This is a genomic window from Achromobacter sp. D7-1 (assembly GCF_059760445.1).
In genome coordinates this window covers 1-16,289 of sequence record NZ_JCBAMT010000123.1, presented here as the reverse complement: position 1 = coordinate 16,289, position 16,289 = coordinate 1, and the positions used below count along the sequence as shown (strand labels likewise).

Here is a 16,289-nt window from a genome sequence, read left to right as displayed (position 1 = left end):
GATGAAGCCCGCCCGCCGCTGTTTTTCCATGCAAGCGGCAGGCCTTAAGATGGCCATTGGCCCTACAACCCGGAGAGTCTGATCATGTCCACCTTGTCCGAAGCCGGCGAAAGCCAGATTGAATCCGTCGTGGTGCCGCGCACCAGCGACCTGGGCGGCTTTTCCGTGCGCCGCGCCATCCCGTCCGCGCAGCGCCGCACCGTCGGGCCGTTCGTCTTCCTGGATCACATGGGGCCGGTCGAGTTTGCGCCCGGTACCGGCATAGACGTGCGCCCGCATCCCCATATCGGCCTGTCCACCGTGACCTACCTGTACGAAGGGTCCATGGTGCACCGCGACGGCGCTGGCAACACTCAGACCATCCTGCCCGGCGAGGTCAACTGGATGACGGCCGGCCGCGGCATCGTGCACTCGGAACGTTCCTCGCCCGAAAGCCGCCAGGGCGCGCAGCGCCTCTGTGGCCTGCAGATCTGGGTGGGGTTGCCCAAGGAGCATGAAGAGACCGATCCGGGCTTCACCCACTACGGGCTGGATGCGCAGCCGGTCGTCGAAGGCGAAGGCGTGCGCGCCCAGGTGGTGGCGGGTTCGCTGTTCGGCAAAACGTCCTCGGTGAAGACGCTGTCGCCGCTGTTTTACGGCGATCTGCAATTGCAGGCCGGCGCGACCATAGTGCTTCCGGCCGAGCACGAAGAGCGCGCCGCCTATCTGGCGCAAGGCACGGTCGAGATCGACGGCCAGGAGTTCGAAAGCGGCCGCCTGGTCGTGTTCGCACCCGGCCGGCCCGTGCAGATCCGCGCCAAGACCGCGGCGCGCTTTGCCGTGATCGGCGGCGAACCCCTGGACGGCCCGCGCTTCGTGTGGTGGAACTTCGTTTCCAGCAACAAGGACCGCATCGAGCAGGCCAAGCAGGACTGGCAGCGCAACCGCTTCGACCAGATCGTGCCGGGCGACGAGACCGAGTACATCCCGCTGCCCGAGCCGCGCGCCTGAAGTTGCACGCACACCGGCCGCGCAAGCGCGGCGCGGCCGGCGGTATGATGCGCGTCCCGACCCAACAACAAACCGGGATGGAGACATCATGCATCGCTATACATTCAACGCGCTGCGCGGCCTGGCCGCGCTGGCGCTGATCCAGGGCGCATCGGCCGCGCTTGCCGCCGGCTATCCGGCCAAGCCCATCACCTTCATCGTGCCCTACACGGCAGGCGGCACCACCGACCTGGTGGCGCGCACCGCCGGCCAGAAAGTGGCCGAAAAGCTGGGCCAGCCCGTTATCGTCGAGAACCGCCCCGGCGCGGGCGGCAATATCGGCATGGACGCGGTGGCCAAGGCTGCGCCCGACGGCTACACCATCGGCTTCGGCGCGATTTCCACGAACGCCCTGAATCCCTTCGTCTACCCGTCCATGCCATTCGATCCCACCAAGGATTTCACGGGCGTCAGCATGCTGGGCGCGTCCACCGTGGTGCTGGAAGTCGGTCCGGCCTTGAAGGTGGATAGCGTCAAGGATCTGGTGGCCTACGCCAAGCAGCATCCGGGCACGTCGTTCGGCACGCCCGGCACCGGCACCTCCATGCACCTGGCGGGCGTCACGTTCGACCAGCTGACCGGCGCCGGCATGCAGCACATCCCGTACAAGGGCAGTGCGCAGGGCCTGAACGACTTGCTGGGCGGCCATCTGCCGGTGATGTTCGACAATCTGCCGGCGTCGCTGCCGCATATCAAGGCGGGCAAGGTGCATGCGTTGGCGGTGACCGGCAGCAAGCGCGCGCCGGCCTTGCCGGATGTGCCGACGCTGGCCGAGCTGGGCTATGAAGCCGCCGTGGTCGATCCCTGGTTCGCGGTCTATGGCCCGGCGAAGATGTCGCCGGAAGTGACCCGGACCCTGAGCGAAGCCTTCCAATGGGCGCTGGCCTTGCCGGAAGTGAAGACCAAGCTGGAACAGGCCGGCTTCATGCCCTACGGGTCCACGCCGCAGGAAGTGGAACGCCTGACCCAGAGCCAGCACGAGGCCTTCAAGGCCTTGTCGCAGAAGGTGAAGCTGTCGGCCGACTGAGCGGCCGGCGCAGACTCAGCGGCCGCGGGCGTAGGCCTGCTCGCGCCGCTCTTCCAGCGCTTCGCGGCGGATGAAATCGCGCACGAAGTCGCTGGCGGGATGGTGGTGCAGGTTGTAGGGCGTATCCCACTGCGCGATGCTGCCCTGGGACATGACGCCGATGCGGTCCGCGATGGCGAAGGCTTCGGCCTGGTTGTGCGTCACCAGGATGGCCGTGTGGCCGGTGGTCTTGAGGATGTCGCGCACTTCGAAGGCCAGGCGTTCGCGCGTGTCCACGTCCAGGTTCGAGAACGGCTCGTCCAGCAGCAGCAGGTCGGGCGAGGGCGCTAGCGCGCGCGCCAGCGCCACGCGCTGTTGCTGGCCGCCGGAAATCTCGTGGGGATAGCTGTTGGCGGCATGCGCCAGACCCACCAATTCCAGCATCTCTTCGACGCGGCGCGCGCGTTCCGGGCGCGCCAGCTTGCGCAGGCCGAAGGCCACGTTCAGCGCTACCGACAAGTGCGGAAACAGCGCATAGTCCTGGAACATCATGCCCACGCGGCGATGCTCGGGCGCCACCTGCACGGTGGGCGAGGAAATGACCGTACCGTCCAGCAGGATGCGTCCGGCCCGCACCGGCTCAAAGCCGGCAATGGCGCGCAGCACGGTGGTCTTGCCGCAGCCGGATTCGCCCAGCAGGCAGCCGATATGTCCGACGGGCAGGCCCAGCGTCAGGTCCTGCACCACGGGCTTGAGGCCCGCCGGGGTGTCGTAGGCGAGAGAAAGGTGATCGAGTTCTAAGAGATCGGGCACGATGATCAATGTCCCATTTTCAGATTGGTGCGCGCCAGCAGGATGACGGGGAACAGGCCGGCCAGCACGATGGCCAGGGCCGCGACGGCGCCTTCTTCATAGGTGCCGCGGGCAGCTTCCGCGTATAGCCAGGTGGCCAGCGTGTCGAAATTCATGGGCCGCAGCAGCAGCGTCGCGGGTAGTTCCTTCATGGCGTCCACGAACACCAGCAGGGCGCTGGCCGCCAGCGCCGGGCGCAAGAGCGGCAGATGGACGCGGCGCAGCGTGCCGGCCGAACTTTCGCCCAGCAGGCGCGAAGCCTGTTCCAGCGACGGCGGGATGCGGGCCAGGCCGGCTTCCAGCGCCCCGGTCGAAATCGCCAGGAAGCGGATCGCGTAGGCGCAGACCAGCGCGCCCATGGACCCCATCAGGAACAGGCCGGTGCCGCCGAACACCTTGGCGACCGCGGTATCGATCCAGACGAAGGGCGTGAGCAGGCCGATGGCCAGCACCGTGCCGGGCACCGCATAGCCCAGGCTGGCAATGCGCGCGCAGGCGCGGCCGGGGTTGAAGCCCGAGCTTTCGCGCAGGGTGCGCCCGGCCCAGGCGACGATCAGCCCGCACAGCAAGGTGACCACGGTGGCACTGAAGGCCACGATCAGCGTATTGCTCAAACCGTTGAGCAGTTGCTGCGACACGCCGCCCACCAGATGCATGCGCTTGTAGGTTTCAACGATCAGGTACAGCGCGGGCGCGACGAAGCCGGTCAGCACCGGAATCCAGCCCAGCACCGCGGCGATGGCGCCGGCTGCGCCACGCAGGCGGCGCGGCTGCATGGGCCGCATGCGCTGCGTGTTGGCGTAGCGTTGGCGCTTGCGGCCATGGCGTTCCAGCAGGATCAGTCCGATCACGATCGCCAGCATGGTCAGCGCGATCTGGGCCGCGCCCGCCAGGTCGGAACGCGTGACCCAGGTGGTGTAGACCGACACGGTCAGCGTCTGCACGCCCAGGAATTCGGAGGCGCCGATATCGTTCAGCGTTTCCAGCAGCGCGAGGCTCACGCCCACCACGATGGCGGGCCGGGCCAGGGGCAGGGCCACGCGGAAGAACACGGCGACACGGCCGGCGCCCAGCGTGCGGGCCGCTTCCAGCAGGCTCGCGGCCTGCGTCATGAACATGACGCGGGTGCTCAGGTACACATAGGGATACAGCACGAAACCCAGCACGAAGATCGCGCCGTAGATCGAACGCAGGTCCGGCAGGCGGAACTGGCGCGGGCTGTCGTAGCCCAGCACCGCCCGGATGCCGCTCTGTATCGGCCCTATCGGGTGCAGCAGGTCCAGATAGGCGAAGGCGATGATGTAGGTCGGCACCGCCAGCGGCAGCAAGAGCGCCCAGGTCAGCACGCGGCGGGTAGGGAAGTCGTACGCGGTGACCAGCCAGGCCGCGCCCGTGCCCAGCAGAGTGACCAGCACGCCCACGCCGGCCAGCAGCACGGCGGTATTGGCCAGCGCCTGCGGCAGCACATAGTTGGCCAGATGCTGCCAGTGCGAGAGTTCGCCGCCCAGCGCCCACCAGCCCAGCGTCAGGACGGGCGCCAATACGGCCAGCGCGATCAGGGCGGCGCCGGCCAGCCAGCCGGCCCCGCGTTCAGTCCAGCGCAGACGCAGCGGCCGGGGCAAAGAATCAGTGTGCATGCTTCAAAGTCGATTGCATCAATGGCAAGGCCTGCTCCCTCCAAAAAAGGGAGCAGGCCCTACGCGCTGGCCTGGGCGCGGCCCGCGCGGGTGTCACTGCCACATGGCTGCGCCGCGCCGCAAAGCGGGGCGTTCCACGGGCTTATCAGTTGTCGAAACCGACCTTGTCCACCAGTTCGCTGGCTTGCTTGCGATGCTTGGCGATTTCAGTCAGCGGCAGCGGATCCACCTTCAGTTCGCCAAAGCTGGCGATCACGGGGTCCAGCTTCACGCCCTTGCGGACGGGGTACTCGTAGTTGGCTTGGGCGTACAGAGCCTGGGCCGGCTCGGACACCAGGAAGTCCAGCAGCTTGACCGCGTTGGCCTTGTTGGGCGCGTGGGCGGCAACGGCCGCGCCGCTGACGTTCACGTGCGTGCCGCCGCTCTTGGCGTTGGCGAAGGTCGGGCGGATGACCTTGATGGCGTCGCCCCACTTGCGCGCGTCGGTGCCGGCTTCGGCATTCTTCATGTGGCCGACGTAGTAGGCATTGGCCAGGCCGATGTCGCAGATGCCGCCCAGGATGTCGCGGGCCACGTCGCGGTCGCCGCCGGCGGCCTTGCGGGCCAGGTTGGCCTTGACGCCGCGCAGCCATTTTTCGGTGGCTTCGGCGCCGTCATGCGCGATCATGGAGGCGACCAGCGCGGTGTTGTAGGGATGCTGGCCCGAGCGGATGCAGACCTTGCCCTTCCACTTGGGATCGGCCAGATCTTCGTAGCGGAAGGCTTCCAGCTTCAGGTCCTTTTCCACGTACAGCACGCGGTCGCGCAGCGACAGGGCGTACCACTTGCCATCGGCGCCGCGCAGGTTGGCGGGGATGACGGATTCCAGCGTTTGCGATTTGATCGACTGGGTTACGCCGCCGTCGACCAGGTCCAGCAAATTGCCGATGTCCACGGTCATCAGCACGTCGGCGGGCGACTTGGCGCCTTCGGCCTTGACGCGTTCCAGCAGGCCGTCCTTGACGAAGACCGTGTTGACCTTGATGCCGCTTTCCTTGGTGAAAGCGTCCAGCAGCGGCTGGATCAGCTTGGGTTCCCGGGTGGTGTAGAGGCTGACTTCCTCGGCGGCGTTGGCCGACACGGTGAAGGCGGCGGCGCCGGCCAGCGCCAGGGCGCGCAGCAGCGAATTCAATTGGGGACGCTTGTTCATGAGGAGGTGCTCCGGCTAGGGCTGCAACGGGTTTCCTGGGCGTCCAGGCTTCCCACTGCTCAAAAACAGTCTGCTAACGAAAATGATTATCAAATGAGAACGCGACGATAACAGGAAGCAAAGCGGCGTTCAACTATTCGTAAGTCGGGCAGGCTGCAGCCTTGATCCCCATCAATACGGCATAAGCGTATTACGGAATAATGAGAGCAGTTATCATCGAGACCCTGTAGAATAGGGTCAACCCTAATGCCGGCCGCGTCTTTTCTGCGGCACGGAATGACCCAGCGGCACAAGCCGGGCGCATAGCCCGGGGCGGTCGCCCTAATTTGATACGACATGGCTGCTTTCAACACTGAGCGCGTACTAAGCGTGCACCACTGGAACGACACCCTGTTTTCCTTTACCACGACGCGTGACTCGGCCTTGCGGTTCCACAATGGCCACTTCGTGATGATCGGACTGGAAGTTGAAGGCAAGCCCCTGCTGCGGGCCTACAGCATCGCCAGCGCCAACTATGAAGAGAACCTCGAGTTCCTCAGCATCAAGGTGCAGAACGGCCCGCTCACGTCGCGCCTGCAGCATCTGAAGGAAGGCGACACCATCCTGGTCAGCCGCAAGCCCGTGGGCACGCTGGTCGTCGACGACCTGAAGCCGGGCAAGCACCTGTTCCTGTTCGGCACGGGCACCGGCCTGGCGCCTTTCATGAGCATCATCAAGGACCCGGACATCTACGAACGCTTCGACAAGGTCATCCTGGTGCATGGCGTGCGCTGGGTCAGCGAGCTGGCCTATGCCGACTTCATCGAAAAAGAATTGCCGAACAACGAATTCTTCGGCGACGTGGTGCGCGACAAGCTCGTGTACTACCCGACGGTCACGCGCGAGCCGTTCCGCAACCAGGGCCGAATCACGGAACTGATGGAAAACGGCAAGCTGTGCGAGGACATCGGCATTCCGCAGATCAACCCGGAAACCGACCGCGCCATGATCTGCGGCAGCCCCCATATGCTGGCCGACATCAGCGCCATGCTGGACAAGCGCGGCTTCACCGTTTCGCCGGGCGTGGGACAGCCGGGCGACTACGTGGTCGAGCGCGCATTCGTGGACAAATAACTCCGGGCGCTGGCTCCAAATACAAAACCCATCGCAGCGATGCGATGGGTTTTGTGTTTTCTGGCGCTGCGCAACACCGTGGCGACGTTTCTGGCTGCGGCGCGCCGGCACACATCATCACCTCGGAGCTTCCGGCCTATTCGGGCTGGATGCCGGCCTTCTTGATGATTTCGCCCCATTTCTTCGACTCGGCCTGCTGGAACTTCGCGAGTTCGTCCGGGGTGGAGCTGGCCACGTCCGTACCCGTTTGCGCATAGAACTGCTTGGCCGGCGCGCTTGCGGTGGCCTTGACCAGCAGCTCGTTCAAGCGCTTGACGACATCCGGCGGCGTGCCGGCCGGCGCGTAGGCGGCGAACCAGTAACCCATTTCATAGCCCGGCACGCCGGCTTCGGCGATGGTGGGGACGTCCGGCGCCAGCGGCGAACGCGCCTGGCCGGTGACGCCGAGCGCGCGCAGCTTGCCCGACTTGACCTGGGGCAGGCCGGTGGCGGTGTCGGTGATCATCATGTCGATCTGGCCGCCCAACAGGTCGGTGACTGCCAGCGGGTTGCTCTTGTACGGCACGTGCAGCAGTTGCACGCCCGCCATCTGCTGCAGCAGTTCGCCGGCGATACGGCTGCTGGAACTGCCGCTGCCGAAGCTCAGCTTGCCGGGCGACTGCTTGGCCTGGGCCAGGAAGTCGCCGACGGTCTTGGCCTGCGAACTGGGATTGACCACCATGATCTGGCCGCCTTTGCCCAACAAGGTCAGCGGCGCGTAGTCCTTGACCGGGTCGTAGGTCAGCGTCTTGTAGAGGTGTTCGTTGGCGGCGTGCGTGGTGTTGGTGGTGATCAGCACCGTGTAGCCGTCGGGCGCCGCGCGGGCGCCGGCGGCGGCGCCTATCATCGCGCTGGCGCCGGGCTTGTTCTCGATCACGACGGCCTGGCCGGTCTGTTCGGTGACGCCCTGGCCGATGGCGCGGCCGATCTGGTCGGTGGCACTGCCCGCCGCGAACGGCACAATGAAGGTGATGGGCTTGGCGGGGAACTGGGCCATGGCGCTCAAGGGCAGGGCGGCGGCCAGCAGCAAGGCCAGCCGGCCTTTGGTAGCGATGCGCATATGTGTCTCCTGTGGGATTTTTATAGGAATTGAAATCAGGCGGCCGCGGGGCGGTCGCCGGGTATGTCGGGCAGCCGGCCGGCCAGCGCCGGGCTGACCTCGACCGTCATGTCCAGCAATCTGAAGGACAGGCTCTTGCCGTGCGTGTCCAGGTTGAGGGCATCGTTGACGCCGCCGTCCAGTACACCTTCCAGCACGAAGTTCATGGCATGCAGTGTGGGCAGCGTGTAGCGCGTGACGCGCCGGGGATGGCGGTAGGCGAACCAGGCCGCGACGCGGGCTTCGGTGACCTGCGCGGCCAGCGTCTCATAGCATTCCGGGTCCCAGGCGATCAGGCTCAGGTTGGAGATGTCGCCCTTGTCGCCGGAGCGGCTATGCGCCAGGCGGTACAAGGGGACCGTGATCAGCGGCGGATTCATTGCGAGGCTTCCTCCAGGAAGGTCCAGCCGCTGGGCACGGCGTCGCGCGGCAGGGTGCAGGACATCATGTTCAGGCGGGGGCGCAGCGCGGTGCGCACGCCGCCGCCGCCGGCTGGGCCGCAGGTATAGAGCGCGTTCACTTCGCGCAGCACGCTCTCGGCCAGCTTGCGGTCGCCGTGTTCGGCGGCGATGCGCAGGCGCACGTCGCGCCCATGGCCGTCGGGCAGGCTGGACAGCATTTCGCCGGCATCGTCGCCCAGGATGCTGATGGCGCCGATCAGGTCGGCGCGCAGGCGCAGGGCCGGGTCCAGGCGCTTGCGTACGATGTCGGCCGCCAGGCGGGCGCGCGCCTCGGCCTGCACGCCGGCATAGGAAATCTCGGCCTCGGCCAGCCAGCCGCCGTGGTAGCAAACATTGACCTTGAGTTCATCGGGACGCGCATGGCCGGTGATGCCGCGCAGCGCCACCCGGTCGCCGCCCAGCTCCGCCACTTCGGCGCGGCTCAGGTCGGCGACGACGTCCGGCGTTAGGTAGCGAGCGGGGTCGTGTACTTCATACAGCAGTTGTTCCTTGACCGTGCGCGCGTCGACCATGCCGCCGGTGCCGTCTGCCTTGCCGATCACGAACTGGCCGTCGGCATGGATCTCGGCGATGGGAAAGCCTGCGGCATGCACGTCCGGCACGTCCTTGAGGCCCGGCACGCAGAAGTAGCCGCCGGTGACCTGCAAGCCGCATTCCAGCATATGGCCGGCCATGGTGGCGCGGCCCAGGCGCGGCCAATCGTCCATGGCCCAGCCGAAGTGGGCCAGCGCCGGTCCCAATGTCAGGGAGGGGTCCGACACGCGGCCCGCCACCACGACCTGCGCGCCCGCTGCCAGCGCTTCCGCAATCTCGGCGGCGCCCAGGTAGGCCGTGGCGCTGACCACGTCCAAACCGTCCAGCGCGCCGCCCAGGCGTTGACGCAGCAATTCCCGCTGCGCATCGCTGGTGAGCGCATCGCCGTGCACCACGGCGATGCGTGGCGCCGGCAAGCCTTGCTGCCGGGCGAGCGCGGCAATGCGTCGGGCCGCGGCGGCGGGGTTGGCCGCGCCGAAGTTGCCGACGATGCTGATGCCGTGGCGCAGGCAGTCGCCCAGCACGGGTCCGACCAGTTCGTCCAGCAAAGGCTCGTAGCCGCGCTCCGGGTCTGCGTTGCGCGCCAGCTGGGCCAGCGCCAGCGTGCGTTCGGCCAGCGTTTCGTAGATCAGCACGCCGCCGCCTCGGGCGACCAGGGTGCGCACCACGGCGGCGGCGCCGTCGCTGCGGTCGCCGGAAAAGCCGGAGGCGCAGCCTATGTAGAGGGGGGGCAGTGGCATAAGGAAGCGGTGCTCGATCAAGGTGTCTGAGCCCACTATAGGCATCCGCCGCTAATCAGTAAAATAGAAAGATCGGATCAATTCATAGAGAAAAGCCATGAATCTGTCTGCCCGGCAATTGCGCGCCTTTGTGGCGTTGGCCGAAGAAAAGCACTTCACCCGGGCGGCCCAGCGCTGCCACCTGACGCAGCCGGCCTTCAGCGCTCTGATCCGCCAGCTGGAGGACAGTGCCGGCTTGCGCCTGTTCGACCGCAACACGCGTCATGTGGAGCTGACGGTTGAAGGCCAGGTGCTGGACGCGACCGCGCGCAGGCTGCTGGCCGATATGGATCTGGTCATGGAAGACCTGCGCGACCACGCGGCAAGGCGCCGCGGCCGGGTAGCGCTGGCGGCCTTGCCTTCGCTGGCCGCAGGTTGGCTGCCGGGGCTGCTGGCGCGTTTTCGCGAGACCTATCCCGGCATCATGCTGGACTTGCGCGATGCCTTGCTGGATCCCTGCCTGGACCTGGTGCAGGCAGGGCAGGTGGATTTCGCGGTGGCTTCGCGGCGGCCGGACATGAACGAGCTGGACAGCGAGTTCCTGCATGCGGACCGCTACTTCCTGGTCTGCCGCGCCGACCATCCGCTGGCGGGCGCGGGCAAGGCCAGGCTGCGCGACATCCTGCGCTATCCGATGATCCAGCTCGCGCGGGGCAGCAGCGTGCGCAAACATCTTGATGCCGCCCTCGGCGCCGATGCGCCGGCCCCGGTCTTCGAGGTGGAGCACCTGGCGACCGCCACTGGACTGGTACGCGCCGGCCTGGGCATCTCGGTGGTGCCGGCGATGACGCTGTTCCATTTCGGCGGCGCCGACCTGCGCATCGTGCCGCTGGCCGGCAAAGCCCTGACCCGACCGCTCTACCTGGTGCGGCGCAAGGGCCGCACGCTTTCGGTCGCGGCGCAGGCCTTGTATGACCTGCTGCGGGAGCATCGGGGGGATATCGACAGTCCCAGCTTGCCTGGGCCGCGCTAGCCGTCTATCCGCTGGCCAACGCAGCGTTGGAACACCGCCTTCAGCGGTGCATAGTCGCAGATCACGGCCGCGATGTTGGCGTCGACCCATTCCACTTGCGTCACTGACCACCAACCGATCTCGTAGCCCGCATTGAGGATAAGGTGCTCGAACAGGAGGCGCTGGGCGCGGCCGTTTCCTTCTCGGAAGGGGTGAATCATGTTGAGGTCGCCATAGGCGACAGCGACAGCGGCTATCAGGGCGTCACGCGGCAGATCGATGAGCCAGTGGGCCTGTGCCAGGGCCGCGAAGATTTTGTTGGCCTCGGGCTCGATTCTGGCGGTATTGCAGAAGCGCGTGCCACCCTTTGAAATATCGATGGTGCGCAGCTCACCCGCCCAGTCGTAGAGATCCTGAAACAGCACGCGATGGAGCTGCTTCAGGTAAGCAAGGTCGTAGGGAGGCAGGGAAAATTCGAGCTGGCTGACGGCGATCTCGGAAAGATCCTGCTCAGCCTGCGCGAGCCGCGCATCGTCCCGGATGTCCAGCCGGTTACGCAACGTGAAGCTGCCGGAGTAGCAGTACGGATCCTGTCCGGTGCCGTATTTGTCCAAGGTCAGGCGGGCTTGCGATGAGCGCGCAACACGGTTTCGCGTGAAGGTAGTTCGCGCTTCGCGTCGGCGGGCGTGGCCGGATAGCCTTCCAGGCGCATGCTGGCCGCATAGTTGGAACGGCGCACCTTTGCCCAATAGTCCACCTTGGCTTGCAGGCTGGTATTTTTCATGGCAAACGCCTCGCTTGAAAAGCCGTGGGATAGCTCACCAATTATACCGAAGCCGCAATCACGCCAGGCTGGCTCAGCCTTGTCGGGCCGATCATATTCCGTCGTGCAGCCACCCTAAGGCGTTCAGCCACTTTCGCAAAAGTCTATTGCTCGATACACTTCGATAGTTGTAGCTTCTATCCGTCTTTCGAAGGATTCCGCCCATGAGCAAGCAAATCATCCATACCGACACCGCGCCCGCCGCGGTAGGCCCTTACTCGCAAGCGGTTGCCGTAAGCGGCACCAAGACTGTCTATCTCTCGGGCCAAATTGGCCTGGAGCCGGGCACTGGCGATCTGGTTTCCGAGAACTTCGACGCCCAGGTGCGTCAGGCTTTCGCCAACATGCAGGAAGTCATCAAGGCCGCCGGCGGCACGCTGGACAACGTGGTCAAGCTGACGCTGTTCCTGACCGACTTGGGCAAGTTCACGGCCGCCAACGCCATCATGGCCGAGATCATTCCGCAGCCGTTCCCGGCGCGCTCCACCATCGGCGTGGCCAGCCTGCCCAAGGGCGCGCAGTTCGAAGTCGAAGCCATCCTGGTCCTGTAAAGCCTGCCCGGACTTTTCAATCCAGAGGTTCGTTTCTCCATGCCGGCCGCAACCGCGGCTTCCAAGCGGTCCGGCGCCGATAACAAAGGCGCCGGCAAAGCGATGACGGATACGGAGCGCAAGCTCCGTAACCTGGGTTTGGTGCTGCCCGAGGACTTCGTGCTGCACCTGCCGCTGCGCTACGAAGACGAAACCCGCATCGTCCCGATCAGCGATCTGCGGCCTGGTTTTGCCGGCCAGGTGGAAGGCGAGATCACGAAATCCGAGGTCTCCTACCGGCCCCGGCGCCAGCTGACCGCCACCCTGGCGGACGACAGCGGCGAACTGCAATTGCGCTGGCTGAATTTCTATCCCAGCCAGCAGAAGCAAGTCAGCGTGGGCAAGCGCCTGCGCGCGCGCGGCGAGGTCCGCGGCGGGCTGTTCGGGCGCCAGATGGTGCACCCGCGCATGACCAATGCCGACGCGCCGTTGCCCACCGCGCTGACGCCCGTCTATCCCAGCACCGAAGGCCTGCCCCAGCTGACTTTGCGCCGCGCCATCGCGCAGGCGCTGGACCGCGCCGACCTGTCCGACACCTTGCCCGACGAGGCGCGCGCGCGCTACGACCTGCCGCCGTTCGAGCCGGCCATCCGCGCCTTGCACACGCCGGCCCAGGGCGAGTCCGAGCAGGCTTTGCTGGACCGCGTGCATCCCGCCTGGCGCCGCATCAAGTTCGACGAACTCCTGGCGCAGCAGCTGTCGCTGGCGGCCGCGCGTGCCGCGCGCCGCGTCAAGGAAGCCGAATCGCTGCCGGCGCGCAACGAGGCCGGCGGCCTGGTCGCCAAGTTATATGAAGCGCTGCCATTCAAGCTGACCGGCGCGCAGGAGCGCGTGGTCCAGGAAATCTCCGCCGACCTGGCCAAGCCGTATCCCATGCATCGACTGCTGCAGGGCGACGTGGGCAGCGGCAAGACCGTGGTGGCGGCCATCGCTGCCGCCCAGGCCATCGCCAGCGGCGCCCAGGTCGCGCTGATGGCGCCCACCGAAATCCTGGCGGAACAGCACTTCCGCAAGCTGGTGTCCTGGTTGCAGCCGCTGGGCGTGAACGTGGCGTGGCTGAGCGGCAGCCTGTCGGCCAAGGCGCGGCGCGAGGCGGCCGCAGCGGCGGCGGACGGCAGCGTGCAATTGATCGTGGGCACGCAGGCCCTGATCCAGGACCACGTCGAATTCCACCGGCTGGGCCTGTCCATCGTCGATGAACAGCACCGCTTCGGCGTCGGGCAGCGCCTGGCGCTGACGCGCAAGGGCGAAACCGTGCGCGGCCGCAACGTGCCGCACCAGCTCAACATGAGCGCGACGCCCATTCCGCGCACGCTGGCCATGACCTTCTTCGCCGACCTGGACGTTTCGGTCATCGACGAGCTGCCGCCCGGGCGCAGTCCCGTCCTGACCAAGCTGGTGTCGGACGCGCGGCGCGAGGAAGTCATCGCCCACATCGCGCAGGCCGCGCGCGGCGGGCAACAGGCCTACTGGGTCTGTCCGCTGGTCGAGGAAAGCGAGGCCCTGGAGCTTCAGACCGCCGTGGATACCTACGAAGGCATGCGGGTCGACCTGCCGGACCTGCGCATCGGCCTGGTGCACGGCCGGCTGCCGCAAGCCGAGAAGGCCGCCGTGATGCAGGCGTTCCGCGATGGCGAGGTGGACCTGCTGGTCGCCACCACCGTCATCGAGGTCGGCGTGGACGTGCCGAACGCCTCGCTCATGGTGATCGAACACGCCGAACGCTTCGGCCTGGCCCAGCTGCACCAGCTGCGCGGCCGGGTAGGGCGCGGCACCGCCGAATCGGTATGCGTGCTGCTCTATCAGACGCCGCTGTCGCAAGTGGCGCGCGAACGGCTGCGGGCCATGTTCGAAACCTCCGACGGCTTTGAAATCGCCCGGCGCGACCTGGAGCAGCGCGGCCCGGGCGAATTCCTGGGCACGCGCCAGTCGGGCATGGCGCTATTGCGCTTCGCCGATTTGGAAACCGATGCGGCCATCGCCGAGGACGCGCGCGACGCCGCGGTCTGGCTGCGCGCCGAACACCCGGCCGCGGTCGAAGCGCATCTGGCGCGCTGGATGCGCGGGCGCGAGGACTTCCTGCGCACCTGACCATGCAGCCAGCCGCCAACCTTAATCTAGCAAGCGCCAGCCACGAGGCTGGGGCATAACCCCGGGGGCGTAGTCCACCATGACTCTCACCGAACTCAAGTACATCGTCGCCGTGGCGCGCGAACGGCATTTCGGCCGGGCGGCCGAGGCCTGTTTCGTCAGCCAGCCCACGCTCTCGGTAGCGATACGCAAGCTGGAGGACGAGTTGGGCGTGACGCTGTTCGAGCGCGGCGGCGCCGAGGTCGGCGTCACCCCGATTGGCCAGCGCATCGTGGCGCAGGCGCAGAAGGTGCTGGAAGAAAGCGCCAGCATCAAGGAAATTGCGCGCCAGGGGCACGACCCCTTGGCCGGCCCCTTGCGCGTCGGCGTCATCCACACCATAGGCCCGTACCTGCTGCCGCGGCTGGTACCGGTGCAGATCGGTCGCACTCCGCAGATGCCGCTGCTGCTGCAAGAGAACTTCACGGTGCGCCTGGTCGAGCTGCTGCGTCAGGGCGAAATCGACTGCGCCATCATGGCCTTGCCGCTGCCCGAGGCCGGCCTGGTCATGCAGCCCCTTTACGATGAGCCTTTCATCGTGGCGGTGCCCAATGACCACGAGCTGGCGCGGCGCAAATCCATCGACGCGCAGGACCTGAAGCAGCAGACCATGCTGCTGCTGGGCAGCGGCCATTGCTTCCGCGATCAAGTGCTGGAAGTCTGCCCCGAACTGTCGCGTTTTTCGGCCGCCAGCGACGGCATCCAGCGCACCTTCGAAGGGTCCTCGCTGGAGACCATCCGCCACATGGTCGCCGCCGGCATAGGCGTGACCGTCCTGCCCGTGACCGCGGTGCCGGAGCAGCCGCCTTCCAACAGCCTGTTGCGCTATCTGCCGTTTGAGGGCCATGTGCCGGAGCGCCGCGTGGTGCTGGCCTGGCGCCGCAGCTTCCCGCGTCTGGCTGCCATCGAGGCGCTGGCGCAGGCGGTCTACGCCTGCGATCTGCCTGGCGTGAAGATGCTGACCGACGAGGTCGCGGCGGTGCAGGATTGATTTCCAGGCCGTTGTCCGGCAGCCCGGCGCGCGCGGCTTGCGCCGCGTCAAAAGGTCGCAGGACTTATTGACCGTAGCAGCGGATATTGCGGCATTTCGCCGTATTTGCAGTGTTATCCTTGTTTCGCACATTCATCCCTAGGAGCTAGCAATGGCCAAGTCCCCCAAGAAGACCTCCAGCGTTCCGCGCATCAACATCGGTATCTCGGACAAGGACCGCGCCGCCGTCGCCGGCGAACTGTCCAAGCTGCTGGCCGACTCGTACACGCTATACCTGATGACGCACAACTTCCACTGGAACGTCACGGGGCCCATGTTCAACACGCTGCACCTGATGTTCATGACCCAGTACACGGAAGAGTGGAATGCGCTGGACAGCATCGCCGAACGTATTCGCGCGCTGGGCCATTACGCGCCGGGCACTTATCGCGAATTCGGCAAACTGTCCTCGATCGCCGAGCCGGACTCGGTGCCCGAGGCCCTGGAAATGGTGCGCCTGCTGGTGACCGCCAACGAGTCCGTCGCCAAGACCGCGCGCGCCGCGTTCGAAAAGGCCGACGCCGCCAACGACCAGCCCACGGCCGACCTGCTGACCCAGCGCCTGGACGTGCACGAAAAGAACGCCTGGATGCTGCGCAGCCTGCTGCAGTGACCGCGGCGGCCACCGCCGCATGAAAAAGCCGGAACCTCGCGGTTCCGGTTTTTTTTCGTCCGGCCGTCAGGCCGCGTTCAGGCCTGGTGCGACAGCGGCCGGGCGGGAATCGGCGCGATGCGTTCGGGCGGCGGCGACACCCGCCACACCGCCCGGCGGCGCAGCGCGCCCAGCAGCTTCAAGCCTTGCGGCCAGTCGTCCAGGCCGCTGTCGGCATTGATGTGGCCGGCGCCCGGCACGATCACCAGCCGGCTGCCCCAATCGCGCGCGAAGGCGCGCGCGCGTTCCAGCTGGCAATACGGATCGTTGTCGCCGGCGACCACCACGCTCTGGTAGGGCAGGGATAGGCGCGGGACCGGCGCGAATGCCCGCAGGCAGGCGGGCGCGCTTTCCCGTTCAACGTCGGCGGGCGC

General features: G+C 66.6%; 17 protein-coding genes. 8 read left to right on the top strand and 9 right to left on the bottom strand.

What is annotated here, in order from left to right; all coding sequences use genetic code 11:
• Window positions 1-84: 84 nt before the first annotated feature.
• Window positions 85-990 (top strand): pirin family protein, encoded by a 906-nt coding sequence (locus AC6LKD_RS30820; protein WP_498118388.1) that lies wholly within the window; start codon window positions 85-87, stop codon window positions 988-990.
• An 88-nt stretch (window positions 991-1,078) separates the two neighbouring features.
• Window positions 1,079-2,056 (top strand): Bug family tripartite tricarboxylate transporter substrate binding protein, encoded by a 978-nt coding sequence (locus AC6LKD_RS30815; protein WP_498118387.1) that lies wholly within the window; start codon window positions 1,079-1,081, stop codon window positions 2,054-2,056.
• 15 nt (window positions 2,057-2,071) lie between these two features.
• Here the strand turns inward: AC6LKD_RS30815 and AC6LKD_RS30810 are convergent, their stop codons facing one another.
• The 3 genes from AC6LKD_RS30810 to AC6LKD_RS30800 form a co-directional block, all read right to left on the bottom strand.
• The gene (locus AC6LKD_RS30810; protein ID WP_041655668.1) at window positions 2,072-2,848 is read right to left on the bottom strand and encodes an ABC transporter ATP-binding protein; all 777 of its coding nucleotides are present in this window, start codon (window positions 2,846-2,848) and stop codon (window positions 2,072-2,074) included.
• A 5-nt stretch (window positions 2,849-2,853) separates the two neighbouring features.
• A complete protein-coding gene (locus tag AC6LKD_RS30805) occupies window positions 2,854-4,524 on the bottom strand; it encodes an ABC transporter permease (RefSeq protein WP_498118386.1) in 1,671 nt (556 codons plus the stop codon).
• Window positions 4,525-4,669: 145 nt separating this feature from the next.
• A complete protein-coding gene (locus AC6LKD_RS30800) occupies window positions 4,670-5,713 on the bottom strand; it encodes a Fe(3+) ABC transporter substrate-binding protein (protein WP_492275229.1) in 1,044 nt (347 codons plus the stop codon).
• Window positions 5,714-6,049: 336 nt separating this feature from the next.
• Between AC6LKD_RS30800 and AC6LKD_RS30795 the strand changes: the two genes are divergently transcribed.
• Window positions 6,050-6,826 carry a ferredoxin--NADP reductase gene (locus tag AC6LKD_RS30795; protein WP_013393972.1) on the top strand — a complete coding sequence of 259 codons (777 nt, stop codon included), beginning with the start codon at window positions 6,050-6,052 and terminating at the stop codon, window positions 6,824-6,826.
• A gap of 136 nt (window positions 6,827-6,962) precedes the next feature.
• Here the strand turns inward: AC6LKD_RS30795 and AC6LKD_RS30790 are convergent, their stop codons facing one another.
• The 3 genes from AC6LKD_RS30790 to AC6LKD_RS30780 are packed head-to-tail and all read right to left on the bottom strand — an operon-like array spanning window position 6,963 to window position 9,699.
• A complete protein-coding gene (locus tag AC6LKD_RS30790) occupies window positions 6,963-7,925 on the bottom strand; it encodes a Bug family tripartite tricarboxylate transporter substrate binding protein (RefSeq protein ID WP_013393971.1) in 963 nt (320 codons plus the stop codon).
• Window positions 7,926-7,960: 35 nt separating this feature from the next.
• Window positions 7,961-8,344 carry an AtuA-related protein gene (locus tag AC6LKD_RS30785; protein ID WP_492275228.1) on the bottom strand — a complete coding sequence of 128 codons (384 nt, stop codon included), beginning with the start codon at window positions 8,342-8,344 and terminating at the stop codon, window positions 7,961-7,963.
• Complete coding sequence (locus AC6LKD_RS30780) at window positions 8,341-9,699, bottom strand: acyclic terpene utilization AtuA family protein (protein ID WP_498118385.1); 1,359 nt, start codon at window positions 9,697-9,699, stop codon at window positions 8,341-8,343. Before AC6LKD_RS30780 ends, AC6LKD_RS30785 begins: the two co-directional genes overlap by 4 nt.
• A 97-nt stretch (window positions 9,700-9,796) precedes the next feature.
• Between AC6LKD_RS30780 and AC6LKD_RS30775 the strand changes: the two genes are divergently transcribed.
• Complete coding sequence (locus AC6LKD_RS30775; protein ID WP_498118384.1) at window positions 9,797-10,711, top strand: LysR family transcriptional regulator; 915 nt, start codon at window positions 9,797-9,799, stop codon at window positions 10,709-10,711.
• Here the strand turns inward: AC6LKD_RS30775 and AC6LKD_RS30770 are convergent.
• Window positions 10,708-11,304 carry a putative adenosine monophosphate-protein transferase Fic gene (locus AC6LKD_RS30770; RefSeq protein ID WP_013393967.1) on the bottom strand — a complete coding sequence of 199 codons (597 nt, stop codon included), beginning with the start codon at window positions 11,302-11,304 and terminating at the stop codon, window positions 10,708-10,710. The genes AC6LKD_RS30775 and AC6LKD_RS30770 overlap by 4 nt on opposite strands.
• Window positions 11,305-11,306: 2 nt before the next feature.
• Window positions 11,307-11,474, bottom strand: a complete 168-nt coding sequence (locus AC6LKD_RS30765) for a YhfG family protein (protein WP_013393966.1) — start codon at window positions 11,472-11,474, stop codon at window positions 11,307-11,309.
• A 203-nt stretch (window positions 11,475-11,677) separates the two neighbouring features.
• Here AC6LKD_RS30765 and AC6LKD_RS30760 point away from each other — a divergent pair, with 203 nt between their 5' ends.
• The 4 genes from AC6LKD_RS30760 (at window position 11,678) to AC6LKD_RS30745 (ending at window position 15,876) form a co-directional block, all read left to right on the top strand.
• Window positions 11,678-12,064 (top strand): Rid family detoxifying hydrolase, encoded by a 387-nt coding sequence (locus tag AC6LKD_RS30760; protein WP_013393965.1) that lies wholly within the window; start codon window positions 11,678-11,680, stop codon window positions 12,062-12,064.
• 39 nt (window positions 12,065-12,103) lie between these two features.
• Window positions 12,104-14,194: an ATP-dependent DNA helicase RecG gene (gene recG, locus AC6LKD_RS30755; protein ID WP_013393964.1), complete on the top strand. Its 2,091-nt coding sequence runs from the start codon at window positions 12,104-12,106 to the stop codon at window positions 14,192-14,194.
• A gap of 79 nt (window positions 14,195-14,273) precedes the next feature.
• Window positions 14,274-15,224: a LysR substrate-binding domain-containing protein gene (locus AC6LKD_RS30750; protein WP_013393963.1), complete on the top strand. Its 951-nt coding sequence runs from the start codon at window positions 14,274-14,276 to the stop codon at window positions 15,222-15,224.
• Between the two features lie 151 nt (window positions 15,225-15,375).
• Window positions 15,376-15,876 (top strand): Dps family protein, encoded by a 501-nt coding sequence (locus AC6LKD_RS30745; RefSeq protein WP_207465082.1) that lies wholly within the window; start codon window positions 15,376-15,378, stop codon window positions 15,874-15,876.
• Between the two features lie 77 nt (window positions 15,877-15,953).
• Here AC6LKD_RS30745 and AC6LKD_RS30740 read toward each other — a convergent pair.
• Window positions 15,954-16,289 (bottom strand): RBBP9/YdeN family alpha/beta hydrolase (locus AC6LKD_RS30740; RefSeq protein WP_498118383.1); only part of this gene is annotated, 336 nt, incomplete at its 5' end.